The organism is Polynucleobacter sp. UB-Siik-W21 (assembly GCF_018687415.1).
Classification (GTDB): domain Bacteria; phylum Pseudomonadota; class Gammaproteobacteria; order Burkholderiales; family Burkholderiaceae; genus Polynucleobacter.
Genome location: NZ_CP061289.1, coordinates 1956917 through 1976854, shown reverse-complemented (window position 1 = coordinate 1976854; position 19938 = coordinate 1956917). Strand labels below are relative to the sequence as shown.

25 protein-coding genes are annotated in these 19938 nt (G+C 45.3%); 19 read left to right on the top strand and 6 right to left on the bottom strand.

Going from position 1 to position 19938, the window contains the following annotated elements:
* The first annotated feature begins 4 nt into the window (after window positions 1–4).
* The 8 genes from C2756_RS10250 to ptsP all read left to right on the top strand — a co-directional run bounded on the left by C2756_RS10250 (window position 5) and on the right by ptsP (window position 7567).
* On the top strand, window positions 5–871 hold the full coding sequence (locus tag C2756_RS10250) for a TorF family putative porin (protein ID WP_215319166.1): 867 nt from the start codon (window positions 5–7) through the stop codon (window positions 869–871).
* Between the two features lie 25 nt (window positions 872–896).
* Window positions 897–1235 carry a P-II family nitrogen regulator gene (locus C2756_RS10245; RefSeq protein WP_011903792.1) on the top strand — a complete coding sequence of 113 codons (339 nt, stop codon included), beginning with the start codon at window positions 897–899 and terminating at the stop codon, window positions 1233–1235.
* Between the two features lie 13 nt (window positions 1236–1248).
* On the top strand, window positions 1249–2733 hold the full coding sequence (locus C2756_RS10240; RefSeq protein ID WP_215295942.1) for an ammonium transporter: 1485 nt from the start codon (window positions 1249–1251) through the stop codon (window positions 2731–2733).
* Between the two features lie 103 nt (window positions 2734–2836).
* Window positions 2837–4135 (top strand): glutamate--cysteine ligase, encoded by a 1299-nt coding sequence (gene gshA, locus C2756_RS10235; protein WP_215319163.1) that lies wholly within the window; start codon window positions 2837–2839, stop codon window positions 4133–4135.
* A 27-nt stretch (window positions 4136–4162) separates the two neighbouring features.
* Entirely contained in the window at window positions 4163–5104 is a 942-nt protein-coding gene (gene gshB, locus C2756_RS10230) for a glutathione synthase (RefSeq protein ID WP_215319162.1), read from the top strand.
* A 1-nt stretch (window position 5105) separates the two neighbouring features.
* Complete coding sequence (locus C2756_RS10225; RefSeq protein ID WP_215319159.1) at window positions 5106–5528, top strand: PTS sugar transporter subunit IIA; 423 nt, start codon at window positions 5106–5108, stop codon at window positions 5526–5528.
* A 15-nt stretch (window positions 5529–5543) separates the two neighbouring features.
* Window positions 5544–5813, top strand: a complete 270-nt coding sequence (locus C2756_RS10220; protein WP_215319157.1) for an HPr family phosphocarrier protein — start codon at window positions 5544–5546, stop codon at window positions 5811–5813.
* A gap of 2 nt (window positions 5814–5815) precedes the next feature.
* Window positions 5816–7567, top strand: coding sequence for a phosphoenolpyruvate--protein phosphotransferase (gene ptsP, locus C2756_RS10215; protein WP_215319154.1), 1752 nt, complete (start codon window positions 5816–5818; stop codon window positions 7565–7567).
* A 3-nt stretch (window positions 7568–7570) separates the two neighbouring features.
* Here ptsP and C2756_RS10210 read toward each other — a convergent pair whose 3' ends face one another.
* From C2756_RS10210 to gpmA, 3 genes are read right to left on the bottom strand one after another with little or no spacing between them, the layout of a single operon-like run.
* Window positions 7571–8323, bottom strand: coding sequence for a HesA/MoeB/ThiF family protein (locus C2756_RS10210; protein ID WP_215319152.1), 753 nt, complete (start codon window positions 8321–8323; stop codon window positions 7571–7573).
* An 18-nt stretch (window positions 8324–8341) separates the two neighbouring features.
* Window positions 8342–9775: a S41 family peptidase gene (locus C2756_RS10205; protein WP_215319151.1), complete on the bottom strand. Its 1434-nt coding sequence runs from the start codon at window positions 9773–9775 to the stop codon at window positions 8342–8344.
* Window positions 9776–9783: 8 nt separating this feature from the next.
* Window positions 9784–10473 carry a 2,3-diphosphoglycerate-dependent phosphoglycerate mutase gene (gene gpmA, locus C2756_RS10200; protein ID WP_215319148.1) on the bottom strand — a complete coding sequence of 230 codons (690 nt, stop codon included), beginning with the start codon at window positions 10471–10473 and terminating at the stop codon, window positions 9784–9786.
* A gap of 22 nt (window positions 10474–10495) precedes the next feature.
* Here gpmA and C2756_RS10195 point away from each other — a divergent pair, with 22 nt between their 5' ends.
* The 4 genes from C2756_RS10195 to C2756_RS10180 are packed head-to-tail and all read left to right on the top strand — an operon-like array spanning window position 10496 to window position 12771.
* The gene (locus C2756_RS10195) at window positions 10496–10909 is read left to right on the top strand and encodes a rhodanese-like domain-containing protein (RefSeq protein WP_215319146.1); all 414 of its coding nucleotides are present in this window, start codon (window positions 10496–10498) and stop codon (window positions 10907–10909) included.
* An 8-nt stretch (window positions 10910–10917) separates the two neighbouring features.
* Window positions 10918–11172: a glutaredoxin 3 gene (gene grxC / locus C2756_RS10190; protein ID WP_215295932.1), complete on the top strand. Its 255-nt coding sequence runs from the start codon at window positions 10918–10920 to the stop codon at window positions 11170–11172.
* A gap of 28 nt (window positions 11173–11200) precedes the next feature.
* Window positions 11201–11725, top strand: a complete 525-nt coding sequence (secB, locus tag C2756_RS10185; protein WP_215319144.1) for a protein-export chaperone SecB — start codon at window positions 11201–11203, stop codon at window positions 11723–11725.
* A 23-nt stretch (window positions 11726–11748) separates the two neighbouring features.
* Window positions 11749–12771 (top strand): NAD(P)H-dependent glycerol-3-phosphate dehydrogenase, encoded by a 1023-nt coding sequence (locus C2756_RS10180; protein ID WP_215319142.1) that lies wholly within the window; start codon window positions 11749–11751, stop codon window positions 12769–12771.
* A 13-nt stretch (window positions 12772–12784) separates the two neighbouring features.
* Here C2756_RS10180 and trmL read toward each other — a convergent pair whose 3' ends face one another.
* Together trmL and C2756_RS10170 are read right to left on the bottom strand one after the other, a co-directional pair.
* A complete protein-coding gene (gene trmL, locus C2756_RS10175; RefSeq protein ID WP_215319140.1) occupies window positions 12785–13255 on the bottom strand; it encodes a tRNA (uridine(34)/cytosine(34)/5-carboxymethylaminomethyluridine(34)-2'-O)-methyltransferase TrmL in 471 nt (156 codons plus the stop codon).
* Between the two features lie 29 nt (window positions 13256–13284).
* A complete protein-coding gene (locus C2756_RS10170; protein WP_251372054.1) occupies window positions 13285–14052 on the bottom strand; it encodes a ComF family protein in 768 nt (255 codons plus the stop codon).
* On the opposite strand from C2756_RS10170, the gene C2756_RS10165 reads away from it, so the two are divergent.
* From C2756_RS10165 to C2756_RS10135, 7 genes are all read left to right on the top strand, one after another.
* Complete coding sequence (locus tag C2756_RS10165) at window positions 14052–14840, top strand: methyltransferase domain-containing protein (RefSeq protein WP_251372053.1); 789 nt, start codon at window positions 14052–14054, stop codon at window positions 14838–14840. The two genes, C2756_RS10170 and C2756_RS10165, sit on opposite strands and share 1 nt — an antisense overlap.
* 192 nt (window positions 14841–15032) lie before the next feature.
* Window positions 15033–16190, top strand: a complete 1158-nt coding sequence (coxB, locus tag C2756_RS10160; RefSeq protein WP_215295928.1) for a cytochrome c oxidase subunit II — start codon at window positions 15033–15035, stop codon at window positions 16188–16190.
* A 42-nt stretch (window positions 16191–16232) separates the two neighbouring features.
* Window positions 16233–17852, top strand: a complete 1620-nt coding sequence (ctaD, locus tag C2756_RS10155) for a cytochrome c oxidase subunit I (protein ID WP_215319137.1) — start codon at window positions 16233–16235, stop codon at window positions 17850–17852.
* Entirely contained in the window at window positions 17836–17967 is a 132-nt protein-coding gene (locus tag C2756_RS10150; protein WP_215295926.1) for a cytochrome oxidase small assembly protein, read from the top strand. The genes ctaD and C2756_RS10150 overlap by 17 nt, the downstream gene beginning before the upstream one ends.
* A 15-nt stretch (window positions 17968–17982) precedes the next feature.
* Window positions 17983–18567 (top strand): cytochrome c oxidase assembly protein, encoded by a 585-nt coding sequence (locus C2756_RS10145; protein ID WP_215319134.1) that lies wholly within the window; start codon window positions 17983–17985, stop codon window positions 18565–18567.
* Window positions 18568–18593: 26 nt separating this feature from the next.
* The gene (locus C2756_RS10140; protein WP_215320960.1) at window positions 18594–18758 is read left to right on the top strand and encodes a DUF2970 domain-containing protein; all 165 of its coding nucleotides are present in this window, start codon (window positions 18594–18596) and stop codon (window positions 18756–18758) included.
* Between the two features lie 28 nt (window positions 18759–18786).
* Window positions 18787–19641 (top strand): cytochrome c oxidase subunit 3, encoded by an 855-nt coding sequence (locus C2756_RS10135; RefSeq protein WP_215295924.1) that lies wholly within the window; start codon window positions 18787–18789, stop codon window positions 19639–19641.
* A 75-nt stretch (window positions 19642–19716) separates the two neighbouring features.
* On the opposite strand, the gene C2756_RS10130 is transcribed toward C2756_RS10135, so the two are convergent.
* Window positions 19717–19929 carry a twin transmembrane helix small protein gene (locus tag C2756_RS10130; protein WP_215295923.1) on the bottom strand — a complete coding sequence of 71 codons (213 nt, stop codon included), beginning with the start codon at window positions 19927–19929 and terminating at the stop codon, window positions 19717–19719.
* Window positions 19930–19938: the final 9 nt, after the last annotated feature.

The window sequence follows — 19938 nt, the reverse complement described above, 5'->3', positions numbered from 1 at the left end:
TTAGATGAAAACTATACATAAGACGGCAATCTCTGCTGTCGCAGCAGGCTTATTAAGCGGATTGGCATACACACCAGTTTTTGCGGCCGATGAGCCAGAAGCTAGTCCAATCACTGCAAACGTAACCGTAGTGAGCGACTACCGCTACCGTGGTTTGACCCAGTCAAACTTCAAGCCAGCAATCCAAGGTGGCTTTGATTATGCTCACGAGAGCGGTTTCTACATCGGTAACTGGAATAGTTCAATTAGCTGGATTAGTGACGGTTACGCTGGAACTACGCCAGGCGTTAGCGCCCCAATCGAGATGGACTTCTACGCTGGTTATAAAAAGGAGTTAATTGGCGAAGGTTTTGCTACAGACTTTGGATTCTTGCAGTATTACTATCCAGTTGCAAATCTACCAAGCAATACATCTAACGCAAGCACTGCCTCTTCTGCTCTGCGTCAAGGCAATGGCGTGAGCCCCAACACAACTGAGGCCTATATTGCTCAAAACTTTACATTTGGTCCTGTTACTGGTTTTGCAAAGTTTTCCTATGCACTCTCCAACATCTTCGGAATCTATAACAGCAATGGATCTTACTATCCTGATTTGACGGTAAATTACGATACTGGTATTTGGGGCGTTGCTTTGAATGGTCACGTTGGATATCAATATATTTCAAATAATAAGCCTGGCTATGACTATAGCTATACGGATTGGAAGTTAGGTGTTACTAAAGACTTTGGCGGCGGTCTATCTGGTGCCCTTGCTTACGTCGGCACTAATGCTGGTAAAGCTGGCACTACATATTTATATGCTGCGCCTAGTAGCACACCAAAAAATCAAGGTAAGGGCGGCGGTGTGATTTCTTTAACAAAAACTTTCTAATTTCCACCTCTGAACGGAGAAACACATGAAATTAATTACCGCAATCATCAAGCCCTTCAAGCTTGACGAAGTGCGCGAAGCTCTCTCGGAAGTGGGAGTTTCGGGCATCACCGTCACTGAAGTTAAAGGCTTTGGTCGTCAAAAGGGTCACACTGAGTTGTATCGCGGTGCTGAGTATGTTGTCGACTTTTTGCCTAAGGTAAAAATTGAAGCTGCTGTTGAAGATGGCATCTTGGAGCGTGCGATTGAAGCAATTGAAAAATCAGCACGTACTGGCAAGATTGGTGATGGCAAGATTTTTGTCTCTCCAGTTGAGCACGTCATTCGTATTCGTACCGGTGAAACCGGTGCGTCAGCACTTTAAAGAGAGGTTCAAAATGTTAACTTGGATGAAACGACTCATTGCTGGTGGTGCTATGGCCTTGGCTATTGGTGCTACTGGTGTAATGGTGACTTCGCCAGCGCATGCTGATGAAGTTAAAAAACCAGCAGTGACTGCTCCTGCCGCAACTCCAGCAGCTGCAGAACCTGCCCCCGTTCTTTGTTCCGAAAAGTGCAACAAAGCTGATTCCGCATGGATGATGGTATGTACAGCTTTAGTGTTGTTAATGACACTTCCTGGCTTGGCTTTGTTCTACGGTGGTTTAACACGTAGTAAGAATATCTTGTCTATCTGTATGCAATGTTTCATGGTGTTTTCTTTGATTACAGTGCTCTGGTCTATTTATGGCTATAGCTTTGCATTCACGGAAGGCGGGGCATTTGTTGGTGGACTTGATCGTCTGTTCTTGGGTGGAATGACTCCGGACTCAGTAGCGGCAACTTTTAGTAAAGGTGTTGTCATTCCTGAGTTTATATTCATGGCCTTCCAAGCAGTGTTTGCAACGATTACCTGCTGCTTGATCATCGGCTCTTTCGCTGAGCGTGCTAAGTTCTCTGCAATCTTGGTATTCATGGTTCTTTGGTTCACATTTAGCTACTTGCCAATCGCTCACATGGTTTGGTTCTGGCCTGGTCCGGATGACATCAAAGATGCTGCATCACTCGAAGCCATTACAGCTCGCGCTGGTTGGTTGTGGCAAAAAGGTGTTCTCGACTTTGCTGGCGGTACTGTTGTGCACATCAACGCTGCGGTTGCTGGTTTAGTTGGTTCCTTTGTGATCGGTAAGCGTTTGGGTTATGGCAAAGAAGCAATGAAGCCACATAACTTAGTTTATGTAATGACTGGCGCTGCACTCTTGTGGTTTGGCTGGTTTGGTTTCAATGCAGGTTCAGCACTCGAAGCAAACGGTAGCGCAGCATTGGCTTTCGTTAATACTTATTTAGCTACCGCTGCTGCAGTATTGGGTTGGTCTGTTGCTGAGTGGGTTCTCAAAGGTAAGCCTTCCATGTTAGGCGCTGCTTCTGGCTGCGTAGCTGGCTTGGTTGCAATTACTCCTGCCGCTGGTTTTGCTGGCCCAATGGGTTCTATCGCAATTGGTTTGTTCGCCGGCGTAGTTTGTCTCTGGGGAGTTACTGGCCTGAAGAAGATTTTGGGTTCAGACGACAGCTTGGACGTATTCGGAGTTCACGGCGTAGGCGGTATCTCTGGCGCATTGTTGACTGGTGTATTTGCTGATCCAGCATTGGGCGGTTCTGGTATTTGGGACTATGTTGCTAATGCTGTTGCTCCTGACTACTCCATTGCTAGCCAATTATGGATTCAAGCTCAAGGCGTGATCACTACTGTAATTTGGTCTGGCGTTGTTTCTTATATTGCCTTCAAATTGATCGATATCGTGATCGGTTTGCGTGTTAAGGAAGAAGAAGAGCGCGAAGGCTTGGATATCAGCTCACATGGTGAGACTGCATACGAGTCTTAATTAGTAGATTTACCCCTCACTGGGCGGCTTTCTTGGCTGCCTAGTTTTAAGCGCGGGATCCGAGGATCCCGCGTCTTTCTTTTAATAATCTTACAATGGTGGAATGGTTCCACATCTCATCACTGCCCTAAGCGGCCCTTTGCTCGAATTAGAGTCAAAGGTGTTAGAAGCTACCCCAACGATTGAGCGCTGGTTTAGGCTGGAATGGCAAGAACACACCCCACCATTCTATTGTTCAGTAGATTTAAGAAATTCTGGCTTCAAGCTAGCCCCAGTTGATACCAACCTATTTCCTGGTGGATTTAACAATCTTTCTCCACAGATGTTACCTTTGGCTGTGCAGGCAGCAATGGCTGCGATTGAGAAGATTTGTCCAGAAGCCAAAAATTTATTACTCATTCCTGAGCGCCACACTCGCAATACATTCTATTTGCAGAATATTGCGCGCTTATCTTCAATCTTGCGTCAGGCTGGACTCAATGTTCGCCTCGGCACTTTTTCTGAAGAGATTAAGAAGCCTACTTGGATTGAGTTACCCGAAGGTAGTCGTTTGTTGATGGAGCCTTTAGCGCGCTTAGGATTAAAAAAACAGCGCTTAGGGTTAAAAGATTTTGATCCCTGTTCTATTTTGCTTAATAACGATTTATCAGCTGGTATTCCACCGATTCTGGAAAACATCCATGAGCAATACCTATTACCTGGACTGCATGCGGGTTGGCACATCCGTCGTAAGTCAAATCATTTTTCCGCTTATGAAGAAGTAGCCAAAAAGTTTGCTAAGGTGGTTGACATCGATCCGTGGATGATTAATCCTTATTTCACTAGTTGTTCGAATGTGAATTTCCATGAACGCAAAGGTGAAGAGGAATTACAAACCGCAGTGGAGCAAGTGCTGAAAAAGACTGCCAAGAAATACCGTGAATATGGCATTAAAGAGAAACCTTATGTCGTAGTGAAGGCCGATGCCGGCACTTATGGAATGGGTGTGATGGTAGTGAACGATCCCACTCAACTCAAGGGGCTGAACCGCAAAGATCGCAATAAGATGAGTGTTGTCAAAGAGGGTCTTGAGGTAAGTGATGTCTTAATTCAAGAGGGTGTTTATACCTTTGAGAAGGTGAACGAGGCAGTTGCAGAGCCTGTGGTGTACATGATTGATCGCTACGTGATTGGTGGCTTCTATCGTGTGCATACTGATCGTGGCCCAGATGAAAATCTCAATGCCCCCGGAATGCATTTTGTACCATTAGCATTCGAGCAAAACTCCATGCCAGATCTTGCTGCTAAGCCTGGTAGCGCAGCTCCGAACCGCTTTTACCTCTATGGCGTTGTCGCCCGTTTAGCATTACTGGCAGCTTCGCTTGAGCTTGAGAGAACTGATCCAGATATGGAAGCAGCATAATCAATGCTGAGAACTTAATAGAAGAATATGGATCTTTTATTTATTGCTGACCCTCTCGAATCTTTCAAGATTAAAAAAGACTCCACTTTAGCGATGATGCGGGTTGCTCAAGAAGCTAGTCATCGTTTATGGTTCTGTCAGAGCCGCAATATTTTGTGGAAAGATAATCTCGTTGTGGCCGATTGTCAGTCGCTCATGATTAAGCCTAGCTCTACATCTTGGTTTGAGTTGGGTGAGATTGAATCAAAGGCACTCAATACATTCTCTGTGGTACAAATGAGAACTGACCCACCGTTTGATATTGAGTATCTCAATACAACGTGGCTTTTATCTGCCTCCAAGAAGCAGGGCGCAAGAGTGTTGAATGATCCTACTGCAGTACGCGATCACTCCGAGAAACTTTCCATCACTGAATTTCCTGAGCTGATTCCACCAACACTGGTGACTCGCGAACTGAGCGCGGTGGAAGAATTTCATCAAGTGCATAACGATATCGTCATTAAGCCACTGGATGGTATGGGCGGCATGGGTGTCTTTCGGGTGGGGCCTGATGGTTTGAACCTCGCCAGTATTGTTGAGACATTAGGCGAGAATGGTGCCAGAACTCTAATGATTCAACGTTTCTTGCCTGAGATCGCTGATGGCGACAAGCGTGTCTTATTGATTGATGGTGAGGTTGTGCCGTTTGCATTGGCTCGCATTCCTCAGGGTAAAGAGATTCGTGGCAACTTAGCAGCAGGGGGCAAAGGTGTGGCAATGCCTTTAGGTGATGTCGAAAAGCAAGTCGCTGAAAAACTTGCTCCCATTCTCAATCAACGCGGTTTATTCTTAGTTGGCTTGGATTTAATTGGCGGCTATTTGACGGAGATCAATGTTACTAGCCCAACGTGTTTTGTTGAAATTACTGATCAAAGTGGTTTTGATGTTCCACAGTTTTGGTTAAAGGCTCTAGAGAGGACATTGTCATAACATGACTGGAATCGTAATCGTTGCCCATACTCCTGTTGCAAGTGCAATGCTGAGTTTTGCAGAGCATACTTTTGGTGTAGTACCAGAGCGTGTAAGGGCGGTGGATATACCCCCTTATGAAGACACTAAGGTGAGTTTTGATCGGTTGCTAAAGGCTGCTTATGCTGTGAATACTGGTAATGGTGTTCTCATCCTGACAGATGTGATGGGTGCAACCCCAGCGAATGTTGCATCCAAACTAGAAAGTTTGGGCCCATTATCGGGATTGAATACCCCAGTGATTGTATTGGCGGGATTAAATCTGCCAATGCTCATGCGCTGCATATCTCATCGCGGCGAAGGCTTAGAAGAGTTGGCTAAAAAAGCCTTAGCTGGCGGGCAGAATGGAATATTACGTCTTGGTATAAAAGTAGATCAAGCATAAAGGGAGCAGGGTTGAATGCCAGTTGCTGAAATTGAGATTATTAATAAGTTGGGACTCCATGCGAGAGCATCGGCAAAGTTGTCTCAATTGGCCGCCCAATTCCCTTGCGAAATATTCCTGTCACGCAATGGACGTCAGATTAATGCCAAGAGCATCATGGGTGTCATGATGTTGGCAGCAGGTATTGGAAGCACAGTCACACTTGAAACGGTGGGCGATAAAGCAGATGAGGCTATGGAAGCGCTGACAGCATTAATCAATGACCGCTTTGGAGAGGGCGAATAACAATGACGTTCGCGCTGCACGGCATTCCGGTATCAAAAGGTATTGCTATCGGCAAGGCGGTACTGATTTCGCGCGCAGCTTTAGAGGTTAGTCATTATTTAGTTGAGTCTGGCAAAGAAGACGCTGAAGCCCAAAAATTATTAGATGCATTTGATCAAGTACGTTTAGAGCTAGCTCAGTTGCGCTTGGGATTGCCCAAGGATGCTCCGCAAGAGATGGCGGCATTCTTGGATGTGCACAGCATGATCCTGGCTGACCCAGCGTTGGCCGAGAAACCTATCAAGCTCATTCGCACTCAGCGCTTAAATGCTGCTTGGGCTTTGACTACAGAGTTAAATGATCTTTTAGAGCAATTTTCTGAGATTGAAGACCCTTATTTAAAAGAGCGCGCAAATGATATTCGTCAGGTGGCTGAGCGTGTGATTAAGGCGCTTAATGCACAGAAAGACGCGCTCAACGAATCTGATTTCTTGCCATCGAGTGAGGTTGGAGTCGAATCCATTATTGTTGCTCACGATATTGCGCCACATGATATATTGCGCTTCAAAGAGCATGCCTTTACTGGTTTTGTTACTGATTTAGGTGGCAAAACATCGCATACCGCTATTGTTGCGCGAAGTATGGAAATTCCGGCAGTAGTCGGTGTGCGCCATGCTAGTGAAATGATTCGCCATGGCGATTGGCTGATTTTGGATGGCGAGCAGGGCGTAGTAGTAGTTGCTCCTGATGAACACTTATTAGCTGAATATCGCAAACTCCAAACTCAGGTATTAAAAGAGGCTCGTAAGCTTCAGCAACTAAAACATGCCAAAACAGAAACGCTTGATCGAGTAGATATTGAACTCTTTGCCAATATTGAGTTGCCCGAAGATGCTGTGCAAGCCGTAAAACTAGGTGCTGTTGGTGTTGGTCTATTCCGCTCCGAGTTCTTATTTATGGATCGCAAGCAAGCATTGCCAGATGAGGAACAGCAATATCAAGAATATCGCCGTGTGGTTGATTTAATGCATGGCCTGCCTATCAACATTAGAACCATTGACGTAGGTGCAGATAAAGCACTAGGTGCAGGCGGTACCGATGTATCGCAAACGGGCACATCACCATTGGGTTTGCGGGCGATTCGTTGGTCACTAACAGAGCCAGAAATTTTCTTGACACAGCTTAGGGCTATTTTGCGAGCATCTGCTCATGGTCAGGCACGCATCATGATTCCGATGCTCGCGCATGCAAAAGAAATCGATGAAACTTTTCGCTTGATCGAAAAAGCAAAGCAACAATTATTACAACGTGGACAGCCTTTCAATCCGAATATTCAAGTTGGCGCCATGATTGAAATTCCAGCTGCTGCTCTCGTCTTGCCTTTGTTTATTAATCGTTTTAATTTTTTATCCATCGGAACAAACGATTTAATTCAGTACACCTTAGCAATTGATCGTGCAGACCATGCAGTGGCACATTTGTATGATCCCCTGCATCCAGCCATTTTGTATTTATTGGCAAATATTATTGAGCAGGCAAAGCGTGCCAATGTACCGATTGCAGTCTGTGGTGAGATGGCTGGTGATCCTACCTTAACCAAACTATTGCTCGCAATGGGATTAACGGATTTCTCGATGCATTTCAGTCAACTACTACTGGTAAAGCGTGAGATTCTGCAAGCTAACGTAGGGATGTTGAAGTCCCGATTACCTAGAGTACTGAAGGCTTATGAGCCAGAGGCTCAAGCAAAAGCTTTAGAGCGTTTAATAGCTTAGGCTTTAGTGGTTTTTGCTGCAGACTGGACAGTCAGCGTTGCGTGTAATGCGAATCTGATCTACCTGAGTAGTGCGCGCATTCCAAAGTAACATCCGCCCTATGAGGGGCTCTCCAAATTGAATTAATACTTGCAAAGCTTGTGCTGCTTGAATAGTGCCAATAATGCCGACAAGTGGTGAGAAGATGCCCATCGTGGCACAACTCACCTCTTCAAATGTTTCTTCGGGCGAGAAGATGCAGGCATAGCAGGGAGATGTTTCATTGCGGGGATCAAATACTGAGACTTGACCATCAAAGCGTAATGCAGATCCTGAAACTAAAGGCTTTTGGTGTTGAACGCAACTGGCATTGATGAGATGTCGTGTTGAGAAATTATCTGTGCAATCTAAAACAATATCTACGCTCGGTAGAAGCTCATCCAATAAGAATGAATTCGCTTTTGATTGAATTGTTTCAACTTGAATTCCTGAATTGAGTTCTTGCAAGAATTGCTTGCCTGAGACAACTTTACTTTTACCCACCATGGCTTCTGTATGCATAATTTGGCGTTGTAGATTAGTCAGCTCAACATCATCATGATCTACGAGGGTGATATGCCCTACCCCGGCAGCCGCAAGATAGGGGGCAGCTGCGCTACCTAGGCCGCCAGCACCAATCACCAACACATGCGCATTTAAGAGCTTTTCTTGCCCTTCAACGTCAATATCTTCAAGCAGTAAATGCCTGGAGTAGCGAAGTAGCTGCGCATCATTCATTAACAGACCAAAAAAGAATTACTCAAGCTTGGAAGAAGAGCGCTTCACCGGTTGCCCATTAATAAACGCAAGGGCTTGACTGAGCATGAAGTCATCCGCGCTACCAAGCTCAGGAGGCTTCTTATTTTTTTCTTTCTCTTTTTCCTCAGGCGTTTTCTTGGCATTTTTCTCTTCAATGCGCTGTAACTCTTCGAGACGGCGTTGTTCCCGATCTTTAATCAGCTTATCTTCTGCAGATTGTTTGTTACGGAGGTGTTTTTCACTATCAATCTCACGGGTAATCAATACATCATCTGGATCGCCATCTTTATTTTGATCTACGGGGATGTCAGGCTTGATACCATAAGCCTGAATAGATTTGCCACTAGGTGTGTAGTAATACGCAGTGGTGATCTTCAGAGCTGAGTCATTGGTCAGTGGGCGAACGGTTTGCACTGAGCCCTTACCAAAGGTAGTTTTTCCAATAATCGTTGCACGTTTGTAGTCTTGCAAAGCGCCCGCAACAATCTCAGATGCCGAGGCTGAATAGGCGTTCACTAAAACGACCATCGGAAGTTTCTTGAAGATTTCAGGTACACCTGCCAATGGATCACCGGGCTCACTCAGGCGATACATCGCTGGCGTCGCATTAAATACTTGCTTGGAGTCAGCTGCTTGTCCTTTGGTTGAAACAATAACCGCATCGGCTGGAAGAAAGGCTGCCGCTACACCGACTGCACCTTGCAATAAGCCACCACCATTGTTACGAAGGTCAAGAATGATGCCTTTGAGTTTTGGATCTTGATTGGCAAGATCAGTTAATTTTTTTGCTAGATCAGGAACGGTGCGTTCTTGAAAGCTTGTAACCCGAACCCAGGCAATATCGTTAGCCAAAATTTTGGCTTTGACAGATTGCACCTTAATTTCTGCGCGGGTAATGGTGACTGGAAAGCTACGTTCTTCACTCTTGCGATATACAGTCAGGGTAATTTTTGTACCAGGTGTGCCACGCATGGTGCGGACCGCTTTATCAAGAGACATACCGCGCACAGGCTTATCATCGAGGCGTGTAATTAAGTCTCCTGCTTGCAAGCCTGCACGGGCAGCAGGACTATCTTCAATGGGATTGAGTACTTTAACAACACCATCTTCAGAAGTAATTTCAATTCCTAAACCAGCAAACTTCCCAGAAGTTTGTTCCTGCATTTCAGAAAAATCTTTTTTATCCAAGAAAGTGGAGTGAGGATCTAGGCTGCTTACCATTCCTTTGACAGCATCCGTTAACAGTTGCTTGTCTTCAATCGGCTCCACATACTCCCGTTTGATTTGCGCAAATACATTAGAAAGTGTGCGGAGTTCATCTAAGGGCAGCTGCGTGCCTTGTTGGGCTGTTGCAGAGAGCTGGATAGTGGCAGCTACACCTGCGATCAGGCCAACTGTAATGAGAGCAAAGTTTTTAAGAAATTGACGCATGTCTTGTATTAGTCCAAATAGAAATGTTGAATTGGTTTGAGGTTGTCATCTAACTCATAAACCAGTGGAATGCCATTGGGTACATTGACTTCCATGATGGCCTCATCGGACATCTCGTCAATATACTTAATTAAAGAGCGAATGCTATTACCGTGAGCTACTAACAAGACGCGCTTATTTGCTTTGAGGGCTGGAGCGATAGATTCATTCCAAAGTGGTAGTACACGTTCAACATTGTCCTTCAGACACTCGCCAAGCGGAATATCGGCAGCATTTAATTTTGAGTAACGACCATCATTTTTGAGATTACGCTCATCATGTGCTTCAAGTAAGGGTGGGCGAACATCATAGGACCGACGCCAAATATGGACTTGTTCATCGCCATATTTGGCGGCAGTTTCTGCTTTATTGAGACCAGTCAGAGCACCATAATGACGCTCATTTAAGCGCCAGCTATGCACTACTGGGATCCACATCAGATCCATGGCGTCCTGAATGTGCCACAGTGTCCGTATAGCGCGCCTTAAAACCGAGGTATAGGCAATGTCAAATTCATAGCCTGCTTTTTTGAGACTTTGCCCCGCAGCTAGGGCCTGTTCTGCGCCTTTTGGGGTTAAGTCAACGTCAGCCCAGCCAGTGAAGCGGTTTTCAAGGTTCCAGGCGGATTCGCCGTGACGAATAAGGACAAGTTGTTTCATAGAGCCATTCTATAATCCGGTGATGAACTTTCTCACGCAAATTGATAATTTAGCGCTGATTGCCCTCTTGCTGGTTTCGGGCGCAGCGCTCTTCTTACCTACATTATCTACGCTTATTAGCGGAAAAGGCTTGTCGCCTACTGAGGCGACGATTTGGATAAACCGCCGCAAGGCCCATGTTTTGGACTTGCGCACCGAGGAAGCATTTAAAGCGGGGCATTTACCAGGCGCAAAGCTAGCCAGCATGGCTAATCTGATTGGTGCGATTGAAACCTTGAAATTGGATCGTAAACGTCCCTTGGTATTGGTTTGCGATAACGGTAGCCAGTCACGCAAAGCCTTGGCACAAGTACAAAAGCTCGAATTTGTTGAGGTTGGCGTTTTAGAGGGTGGCGTTCAAGCCTGGAAAACTGCCGCCCTCCCATTGGTTAAGTAAGGGAATCTATGCCGCAAGTAACGATGTACAGCACTACGGTTTGCCCATACTGCGTTATGGCAGAAAAACTGTTGCTTAAAAAAGGCGTCATTAACTTAGAAAAGATTTTGATTGATCGCGATCCCACACAGCGTGAAATCATGATGACTCGTACTAGTCGTCGCACTGTTCCGCAAATCTATATTGGCGAGACTCATGTTGGTGGCTATGACGATTTAGTTGCTTTGGATCGCGCTGGTAAGCTCGATCCTTTATTGGCTTGATAGATTAAAAACATAAAGAAAGTTTGTGATGACTGAACAATCTTCCACTCCTAATGCAGCAGGAGCTGAATCCAATGATCCTTCATTTCGCATTCAGCGAATTTACCTGAAGGATTTATCTTTAGAGCAACCGAATGCGCCTGAAATCTTCCTAGTGATTGCTGAACCACAGGTGCAAGTTGAGGTCGACGTTGCTGTTAAACGCATGAGTGATGAACTCTTTGAGGTTGCATTAAGCTCCACCATAACTGCACGTGTTGAAGGCAAGGTGCTCTTCTTAGTTGAGGGTAATCAAGCTGGTATTTTCGAATTCAACAACATTCCTGCTGAGCAAGTGGATCCCATGTTGGGCATCACTTGCCCTACGATTTTGTATCCATACTTGCGCTCGAATATGGCTGATGTTATTAGCCGTGCGGGCTTCCAGCCCATTCATCTAAATGAAATTAATTTTCATGGCATGTACGAGCACAGATTAATGCAAGCACAGCAAGCAGCTGGCGGCAATGCGGGTGACAGTGCAGATGAAAGTAAAATTATTCTTCCGAATTGAGCACAACAGCTAGGTCACAGATGATGAAAGTGACGCTGCTCGGTGCTGGTGCTTGGGGCACTGCAATGGCCTCTCAGGCGGCGCGTCAGCTTCGGGCGGAAGATGTGTGCTTGTGGTCTCGCAGTGAAAAACAATTGCAAGCAATCGCACAAAGTGGCGAAAATCAATCTTATCTACCAGGCATTTCATTGCCAAAAGATTTGCTCCTGGAAAGTGATTTTGCAGCTGCTATCAAACGACTTGGGCCTGAAGATCTTTTAGTGATTGCAACTCCAATGTCTGGGCTCTCAGATACCATTGCTCATGCTCTCAAAGTTGCCCGGCACCCGCTCAACATTGTTTGGTTGTGCAAGGGCTTAGAGCCATCCACAGCATTGTTACCACACCAGGTGGTTGAGCGTGAAGACAAGTTATACAGCCATGGCTTGAAACATACTTATGGCGCTCTATCTGGACCGAGCTTTGCGCACGAAGTTGGCGCCGGTATGCCTTGCGCATTAACGATTGCCAGTGCTTCAACCCAACTGTGTGAAATTGTTCAGACAGCTTTTCATCACGGCAATATGCGGGTGTATTCAAGTGATGATTTGATTGGCGTTGAATTAGGTGGCGCAGTGAAGAATGTATTGGCGATTGCTGCAGGTATTGGCGATGGCTTAAATCTAGGTTTGAATGCGCGTGCGGCAGTACTCACTCGAGGCCTGGCAGAGATGATGCGCTTAGTAAAAGCTGCCGGTGGTAAATCTGAAACCTGTATGGGCTTAACAGGCGTTGGCGATCTGATTTTGACTGCGACGGGGGATCTTTCTCGCAATCGCCGTGTAGGTCTTGAGTTGGCCTCAGGCAAGTCCCTAGAACAGATCTTGGCAAGTTTAGGTCATGTTGCAGAGGGCGTTTTATGTGCAGCCGCAGTAGGCGATCTTGCAAAACGTTTAAATGTAGAGATGCCAATTACAGCGATGATGGGTGAAGTGCTATCTAGTAAGCTAGCTCCCAAAGAAGCATTAAAAAAACTGATGGGTCGCGACCCCAAAATTGAATCCTAAGTCACCTGTAGCTTTACTTACCACCGACAAGACCATTCTGGCGCCAAGCTTCGTAGACCACGATAGCTACCGTATTAGATAAGTTCAGGCTGCGACTGCTATCTTGCATTGCTAGACGCATTTGATTTGCTGTAGGAATGGAGTTACGCACCTCATCGGTAATGCCCTTCGTCTCAGAGCCAAATACGAAGTAATCGCTGGCAACATACTGACCATCATGAAACTTTCCGCCGCCTTTGGTAGTTAAAGCAAAAAGATGTTGAGGATCAGGCTGTTCATTTTTTAAAAACTGCGCCCAATTGGTATGTACTTGAATACTCGCAAACTCGTGATAGTCCAAGCCTGCCCGACGTAATTTAGCATCTTTCATTGGAAAGCCTAAGGGCTCAATCAGATGCAGTTTGGCTCCTGTATTAGCGCAGAGGCGAATGATGTTCCCCGTGTTGGGCGGAATTTCAGGTTCGAATAAAACAATATTAAACATGCTGCATTTTCAATTCATTTAGCAAATGATCAAGTCAGTCTAGTGGTTCTCAGTAATACCCAGTTAATCACGCGTAATACTCCAATATCTTTGAGAATACGCGCAATTTCGTTCAGTGTCGCGCCACTGGTCATGACATCATCAAAGACAATGACCGTCTTATCAGTCAAGCGATCCACATATTGAGTATCAATATAAAACATCTCATGAATAGCATCATGCCTCGCATGCAAAGCGTTGCCCGCTTGATGGCTTATATGATGATGACGTTTTAAGGCATGCGACAACTTTTGTATGTCCTTGTTGGAACAAATTCTTCTTGCAATCTCCCAGCTTTGATTAAATCCTCTGGCGAGTAATTTTTCTCTACTCAAGGGAACGGGAAGCAGGTAGTCTGCAGAATATTGCCCTAATCGAGTAGATTGAATTTGATTCCACGCTTTAGCCAATCCATGTGCAAATACAATTCGTTTCTGATATTTGAGTTGGTGCAAAGCATCTTGCAAAATGCCGTTATAACGATCAAGGCAATGGGTTTCGTCAAACCACGGTGAATGCTGCTTGCAGTGGAGGCAATGCTGCCCAGGAAGTTCTTTAAGTTGAAGCGGAATACCACATTGATAACAACACTCGTAATGAATAAGGCTATTGCTCTCCAGTACATTAAGACATGCATTGCAAATGTATCGCGCTTGAAATTGCTGACAGGCGATGCAAGCTGTCGGTAATGTTTGTGCGCTGATTGAATGAACAAGTTTCTCTAGAAATTGCATGGGGCGCTGAGTATACTGAGCCAATGACCCAGCCAATCAGATGGTTACAAGACGAAATTGCAGACCGCATGTTGCAAAAGCTTGATATCGTCAAATTAGATGCCAAAGATGTTTTAGTCATCCCCGATTTTTCTGGAAAACACTTTTCTTCTTTTGCAAAACGTTTTCCCAAAGCCCGTATTCATAGCATTACTGAAGAGGGCCTATCTAGTTTTCAGTTGTGGCGCACTAAGGTTTTTGCTAATTGGCGATCATGTTTGCGTACCAGCAGAACTAACTCCATGGCAGGCTATCTCAACACAGGAAAATTTGATCTTCCTGACCATTCTGTTGATTTGGTATTTAGTGATCTTTTATTGCAAGATGTTGCCGATCCCAAATATTTTTTGCAGGAGTGTTGGCGCGTACTGCGTGAGGGTGGCCTCATTGCATTTAGCTATCTGGGTCCCGACACTGGGAAAGAGTTGCGTCCTCTACAAGCCCCATCTTTTCAGTTTAAAAATTTATTAAGCCCTTGGGATATGCACGATATGGGAGATGCTCTGATGGCAGAGCGTTTTTCAGATCCCGTAATGGACATGGAGCTCCTGACTCTCGATTATGAAAAGCCAGCACTTTTAATGGCCGATGTGCAGGCATTGAAATTGGGCAATCCAACCGCGAATACAGAGTATGAAATTGCAGATTTGCCTCAAAAACTCACCTTAGAGGTGGTTTATGGACATGCCTGGGCCCTTGGCAAGCACCTTGCAAAGGCGGAGGATAGCGTTGCCTATATTGATGTAAATCAAATTGGACGCAAGACTAGGTAATATCCTGCTTAAGTGTAAGTGTTTACTATCATTTAAACCTAGATCAAGATTGAATAGAGCTGGGTTGCCCTTGTTTGTTCTTGAACTTAATTAACCCTATAATCATTGGCTGATGTATTGGCTTTAGACCGCATTTTGAGCATTTTGTGGTGCATTTTGCTGCAGTGCTCACGACAATCAACAGAGAATAAGATGAATTTATTTGGAAAAGTCACTAGGGCTTCGCTCTATCTTGCAGCAGCCTTCGGCACTGCTTTTGCATACGCTGCTGAAAATATGCCAGGTGGCCCAGCTGTAAACCAGCTGAATTTCGCTGCCCCAGCAACCAAAATCATGCAAGAAATCCATTGGTTGCACTGGATGATGTTGGTGATCTGCGCACTCATTTTTGTTGGCGTATTTGGCGTCATGTTTTATTCGATTTTGAAGCACCGCAAATCATTGGGGCATAAGTCAGCATCATTCCACGAAAGCACGACTGTTGAAATTATTTGGACAGTCATTCCATTGCTCATCGTGATCGGTATGGCATTACCAGCAACTAAAACAGTTGTTGCAATGAAAGACACTACAAACTCTGATATCACGATTAAGACTACTGGTTATCAGTGGAAGTGGGGTTACGACTACATCAAAGGTGAAGGTGAAGGCATTAGCTTCGTATCTACCTTAGCTACCTCACGTGAAGCAATTAATAATCTCGCACCAAAATCAAATACCTATTTGATGGAAGTAGACAACGAAATGGTTGTGCCTGTTGGCAAGAAGATTCGTTTGATTACTACAGCGAACGATGTGATTCACGCATGGACTATTCCTGCATTTGGCGTAAAGCAAGATGCCATCCCAGGATTTGTTCGCGACACTTGGTTTAAAGCAGAAACCATCGGCACATTCCGTGGTCAGTGTTCTGAGCTTTGCGGTGCAGAGCATGCTTTCATGCCAATCGTTGTGAGAGTAGTTTCAGAAGAGGATTACACGGCTTGGGTTGCGCAGAAAAAGAAAGAGATGGGCGCTGGAGGCGAAGATCCTTCCAAGGTTTACACCTTGGATGAGCAAAAAGAACGCGGTGCCAAAGTGTATGCAGCGAACTGTGCAGCATGCCACCAGCCAAATGGCAAAGGTGCAGGCGCATTCCCAGCTTTGGATGGCAGCAAGATGGTCTTGGGTCCAAAAGCTGGCCAATTCAATATCCTGATCAATGGTAAGGGCGCGATGCCGAAATGGGCTGGTGTGATTTCTGATGGCGATATCGCTGCAGTGATGACTTATACCCGTAACTCGTGGAGCAATAAGACGGGTGAAGTCATTCAAACCCAGGAAATTATTACTGCACGCGGCGGCAAGTAATTCAGATTAACTAATATAGATAAAACGAAACCGGAGTAATTCATGAGCACAGTCTCTACTACCCACGATCACGTACACGATCATGCGCACGATGATCACACGCCACATGGTTGGCGCCGTTGGTTGTTTGCAACCAACCATAAAGACATCGGCACGATGTACCTGATCTTCTCGTTTGTTAGCTTATTAGCTGGCGGCCTGATGGCTTTAGGAATTCGTTTGGAATTGTTCCAGCCTGGTTTGCAATTCTTCCGTCCAGAGTTCTTTAATCAATTAACTACGATGCACGGATTGGTGATGGTGTTCGGTGCGATCATGCCAGCCTTCGTTGGCTTTGCTAACTGGATGGTGCCATTGCAAATTGGCGCATCGGATATGGCATTTGCACGGATGAATAACTTTAGCTTCTGGATTCTGCCAGTCGCTGCAACCTTGTTGTTGAGCTCATTCCTGGTTCCTGGTGGCGCACCTGCAGGCGGCTGGACTATCTATGCACCTTTGACCTCACAAATGGGTCCTGGCATGGATATGGCGATTTTCTCACTCCATTTGTTGGGCGCTTCTTCCATCATGGGATCGATCAACATCATCGTCACCATTTTGAATATGCGCGCTCCTGGCTTGACTTTGATGAAGATGCCAATGTTCTGCTGGACTTGGTTGATTACTGCTTACTTGTTGATTGCGGTGATGCCTGTTTTAGCTGGTGCGATTACGATGGTTTTGACTGATCGTCATTTCGGCACTTCATTCTTCTCTGCTGTTGGTGGCGGTGACCCAATCATGTTCCAGCATATTTTCTGGTTCTTTGGCCACCCAGAGGTTTACATCATGATTCTTCCGGCATTTGGAATCGTCAGTGAAATCGTTCCTGCTTTCTCCAGAAAAACCTTGTTTGGTTACAGTTCCATGGTTTATGCAACATCGTCCATTGCGATCTTGTCATTCATCGTTTGGGCCCACCATATGTTTGCAACAGGTATGCCGGTCACTGGCCAGCTGTTCTTTATGTATGCAACGATGTTGATTGCTGTACCAACTGGCGTGAAGATTTTTAACTGGGTCGCGACTATGTGGAAAGGGTCGATGACCTTTGAAACTCCAATGCTGTGGGCTATTGGTTTTATCTTCGTATTTACGATGGGCGGCTTTACTGGCTTGATCCTGGCAATGGCTCCGATTGATATTGGCCTGCAAGATACTTACTACGTTGTAGCGCACTTCCACTATGTTTTGGTAGCGGGTTCCTTGTTTGCAATGTTTGCAGGCTTCTACTACTGGTGCCCTAAGTGGACTGGTTATATGGCAAATGAAACTCGCGGCAAGATCCACTTCTGGGCTTCCATGATTTTCTTTAACATTACCTTCTTCCCTATGCATTTCTTGGGTCTCGCAGGTATGCCACGTCGTTATGCAGACTACCCAACTCAGTTTGCTGACTTTAATTCTATTGCCTCAATTGGAGCGCTCGGCTTTGGTTTGGCGCAAGTGTATTTCTTGTTCTTCGTAGCATTGCCTGCTTATCGCGGTTATGGTGAGAAGGCTCCAGCCAAGCCTTGGGATGGTGCTAAGGGTTTAGAGTGGACTATCGCTTCACCAGCGCCACACCACACTTTTGAGACACCTCCTAGTGCAGAGCAGTTACGTGAAGCAGGAATTTAATACGTCTTCTCAACAAGCCCTAGCAGCGAATAATCGTCGCTTAGGGCTCATTCTTTTGAGCATTGCTGCAGTGTTCTTTATTGGCATTGTGATGAAGTGGAGCTTTTTGGGTTAATCCCACTTTGCCAACATGATAGTTACTCAATCTGCTAACCGCCAAATCTTACTGAAGCTACTCATTGCTTCAGCAATGATGTTCGGCTTTGGGTATGCGTTAGTGCCAATGTATAAGGCATTGTGTGAAGTTACTGGCATTAATGTTGTCACGAGTAAAAATGATTATGGCGTTAGGGCATTTAGTCCTAACAAGGTGGGCAATACGCAAGTGAACTATGCCCGTACCGTCACAATTGAATTTGACTCCAATAGCCGCGGACCATTTACATTTAAGCCAGTAAAGAATTTTCTAGAAGTACATCCTGGTGAAATGACAGAGATTGTTTACGAAGTTACCAATAATCTTGGTCGCTCCGTGCGCGCTCAAGCAATCCCCAGTTATGCGCCAAAAAGTGCCACTGAGTTTTTTACTAAGTTGGAATGTTTTTGTTTTCAAGAGCAGACTTTGGCAGCCAATGAAACTAAGAAGATGCCAGTAGTGTTTGTAATTGATTCAGGCTTGCCAGATGATGTGAAAACAATCACCTTGTCGTATACCTTCTTTGAGTTGGGTTTAGGTGGTACTCCACCAGCGCCAAAATCAAAGGTAGTTTCGTGAAGAAAAAAAGTAGTTTTACGCAGTCTATGAAAGCCGTGATGTGGGGTTTTTTAGGAGTGCGTAAGAAATCAGGTTTGCAGGAAGATGTAGCGTCATTAAGTTTTGTACATATTATTATTGCGGGTGTTGTTGGAGCCTTGATTTTTATGGCTATCCTGCTCTTGATAGTGAAAGCAGTTGTGTCCCAATGATTATTTTTTGATTGATAGAGAGAATAAGATGTCATCCAATTCAACCCCACACTATTTCGTCCCTGGACTATCTAGACATCCAGCCATGGCTGCTATTGGTTTAATCGCCTTTGGCTATGGTATGACCGGTTGGGTCAATCACACCTCTTGGGGTGGCGCTATGAGTTTAGTTGGCGTGGCATGGATTTTATTTGTGCTCTACAACTGGTTTGGCGATACGATCGCCGAATCGAATTCTGGCAAGAATGGTGTCAATGTAGATATCTCATATCGCTGGTCGATGGCATGGTTCATCTTCTCTGAAATTATGTTCTTTGCTGCATTCTTCTCCGCTCTTTTTTATGCGCGGAATATTGCAATGCCTTGGATGGGCGATGTTGAAAGCAAATTGATTTGGCCTAATTTCCAAGCAGTTTGGCCTAATGATGGCCCTGCTGGTTTGGTTGAGAAATTCACGACGATGGGTCCTTGGCCTATTCCTACCCTCAATACTTTCTTATTGTTGAGCTCTGGTGTCACGATTACCATTTCGCATCATGCTCTGGTTGAAAACCACATGAAGAAAGCCATCATTGCTCTGGCCGCTACAGTTGGTCTGGGCTTCATCTTCTTGGGCTTTCAGGCTTACGAGTACTACCATGCCTATCATGAGTTGAACTTGAAGCTGACTTCAGGCATCTACGGATCCACTTTCTTTATGTTGACTGGCTTCCACGGTTTCCACGTCTTTCTTGGTGGCACTATGTTGGCGATTGTCTTGCGTCGTATGATTCGTGGCGACTTTACTTCTAAGCATCACTTTGCATTCGAGGGCGCTGCTTGGTATTGGCACTTCGTTGACGTTGTTTGGCTTGGTCTTTATATCGCTGTTTACTGGATGTAAGTTGAATAAAAAATCGGGGCGTTAAGCCCCGATTGATTTTTAGGTATCCCAGTATTAATAGCCGGAATAGCCGGTTTAGTTTGTGCCTACTTTGATGCCTGTAGATTCAATTAGGCCAAAGTAGTGAGCCAACAGAATCCCGATGAATAGCGCAAGCGATAGACCAATACGTAGCATGAGTGAGCGAACCATTCTGGAACTATTGCCCCTATCCTTCATCATGTAATACAGGGCTGAACCTAAGCTAGCAACAATCATTAGTAGGACAATCGGAATAATCCACTTCATCTTAAATCC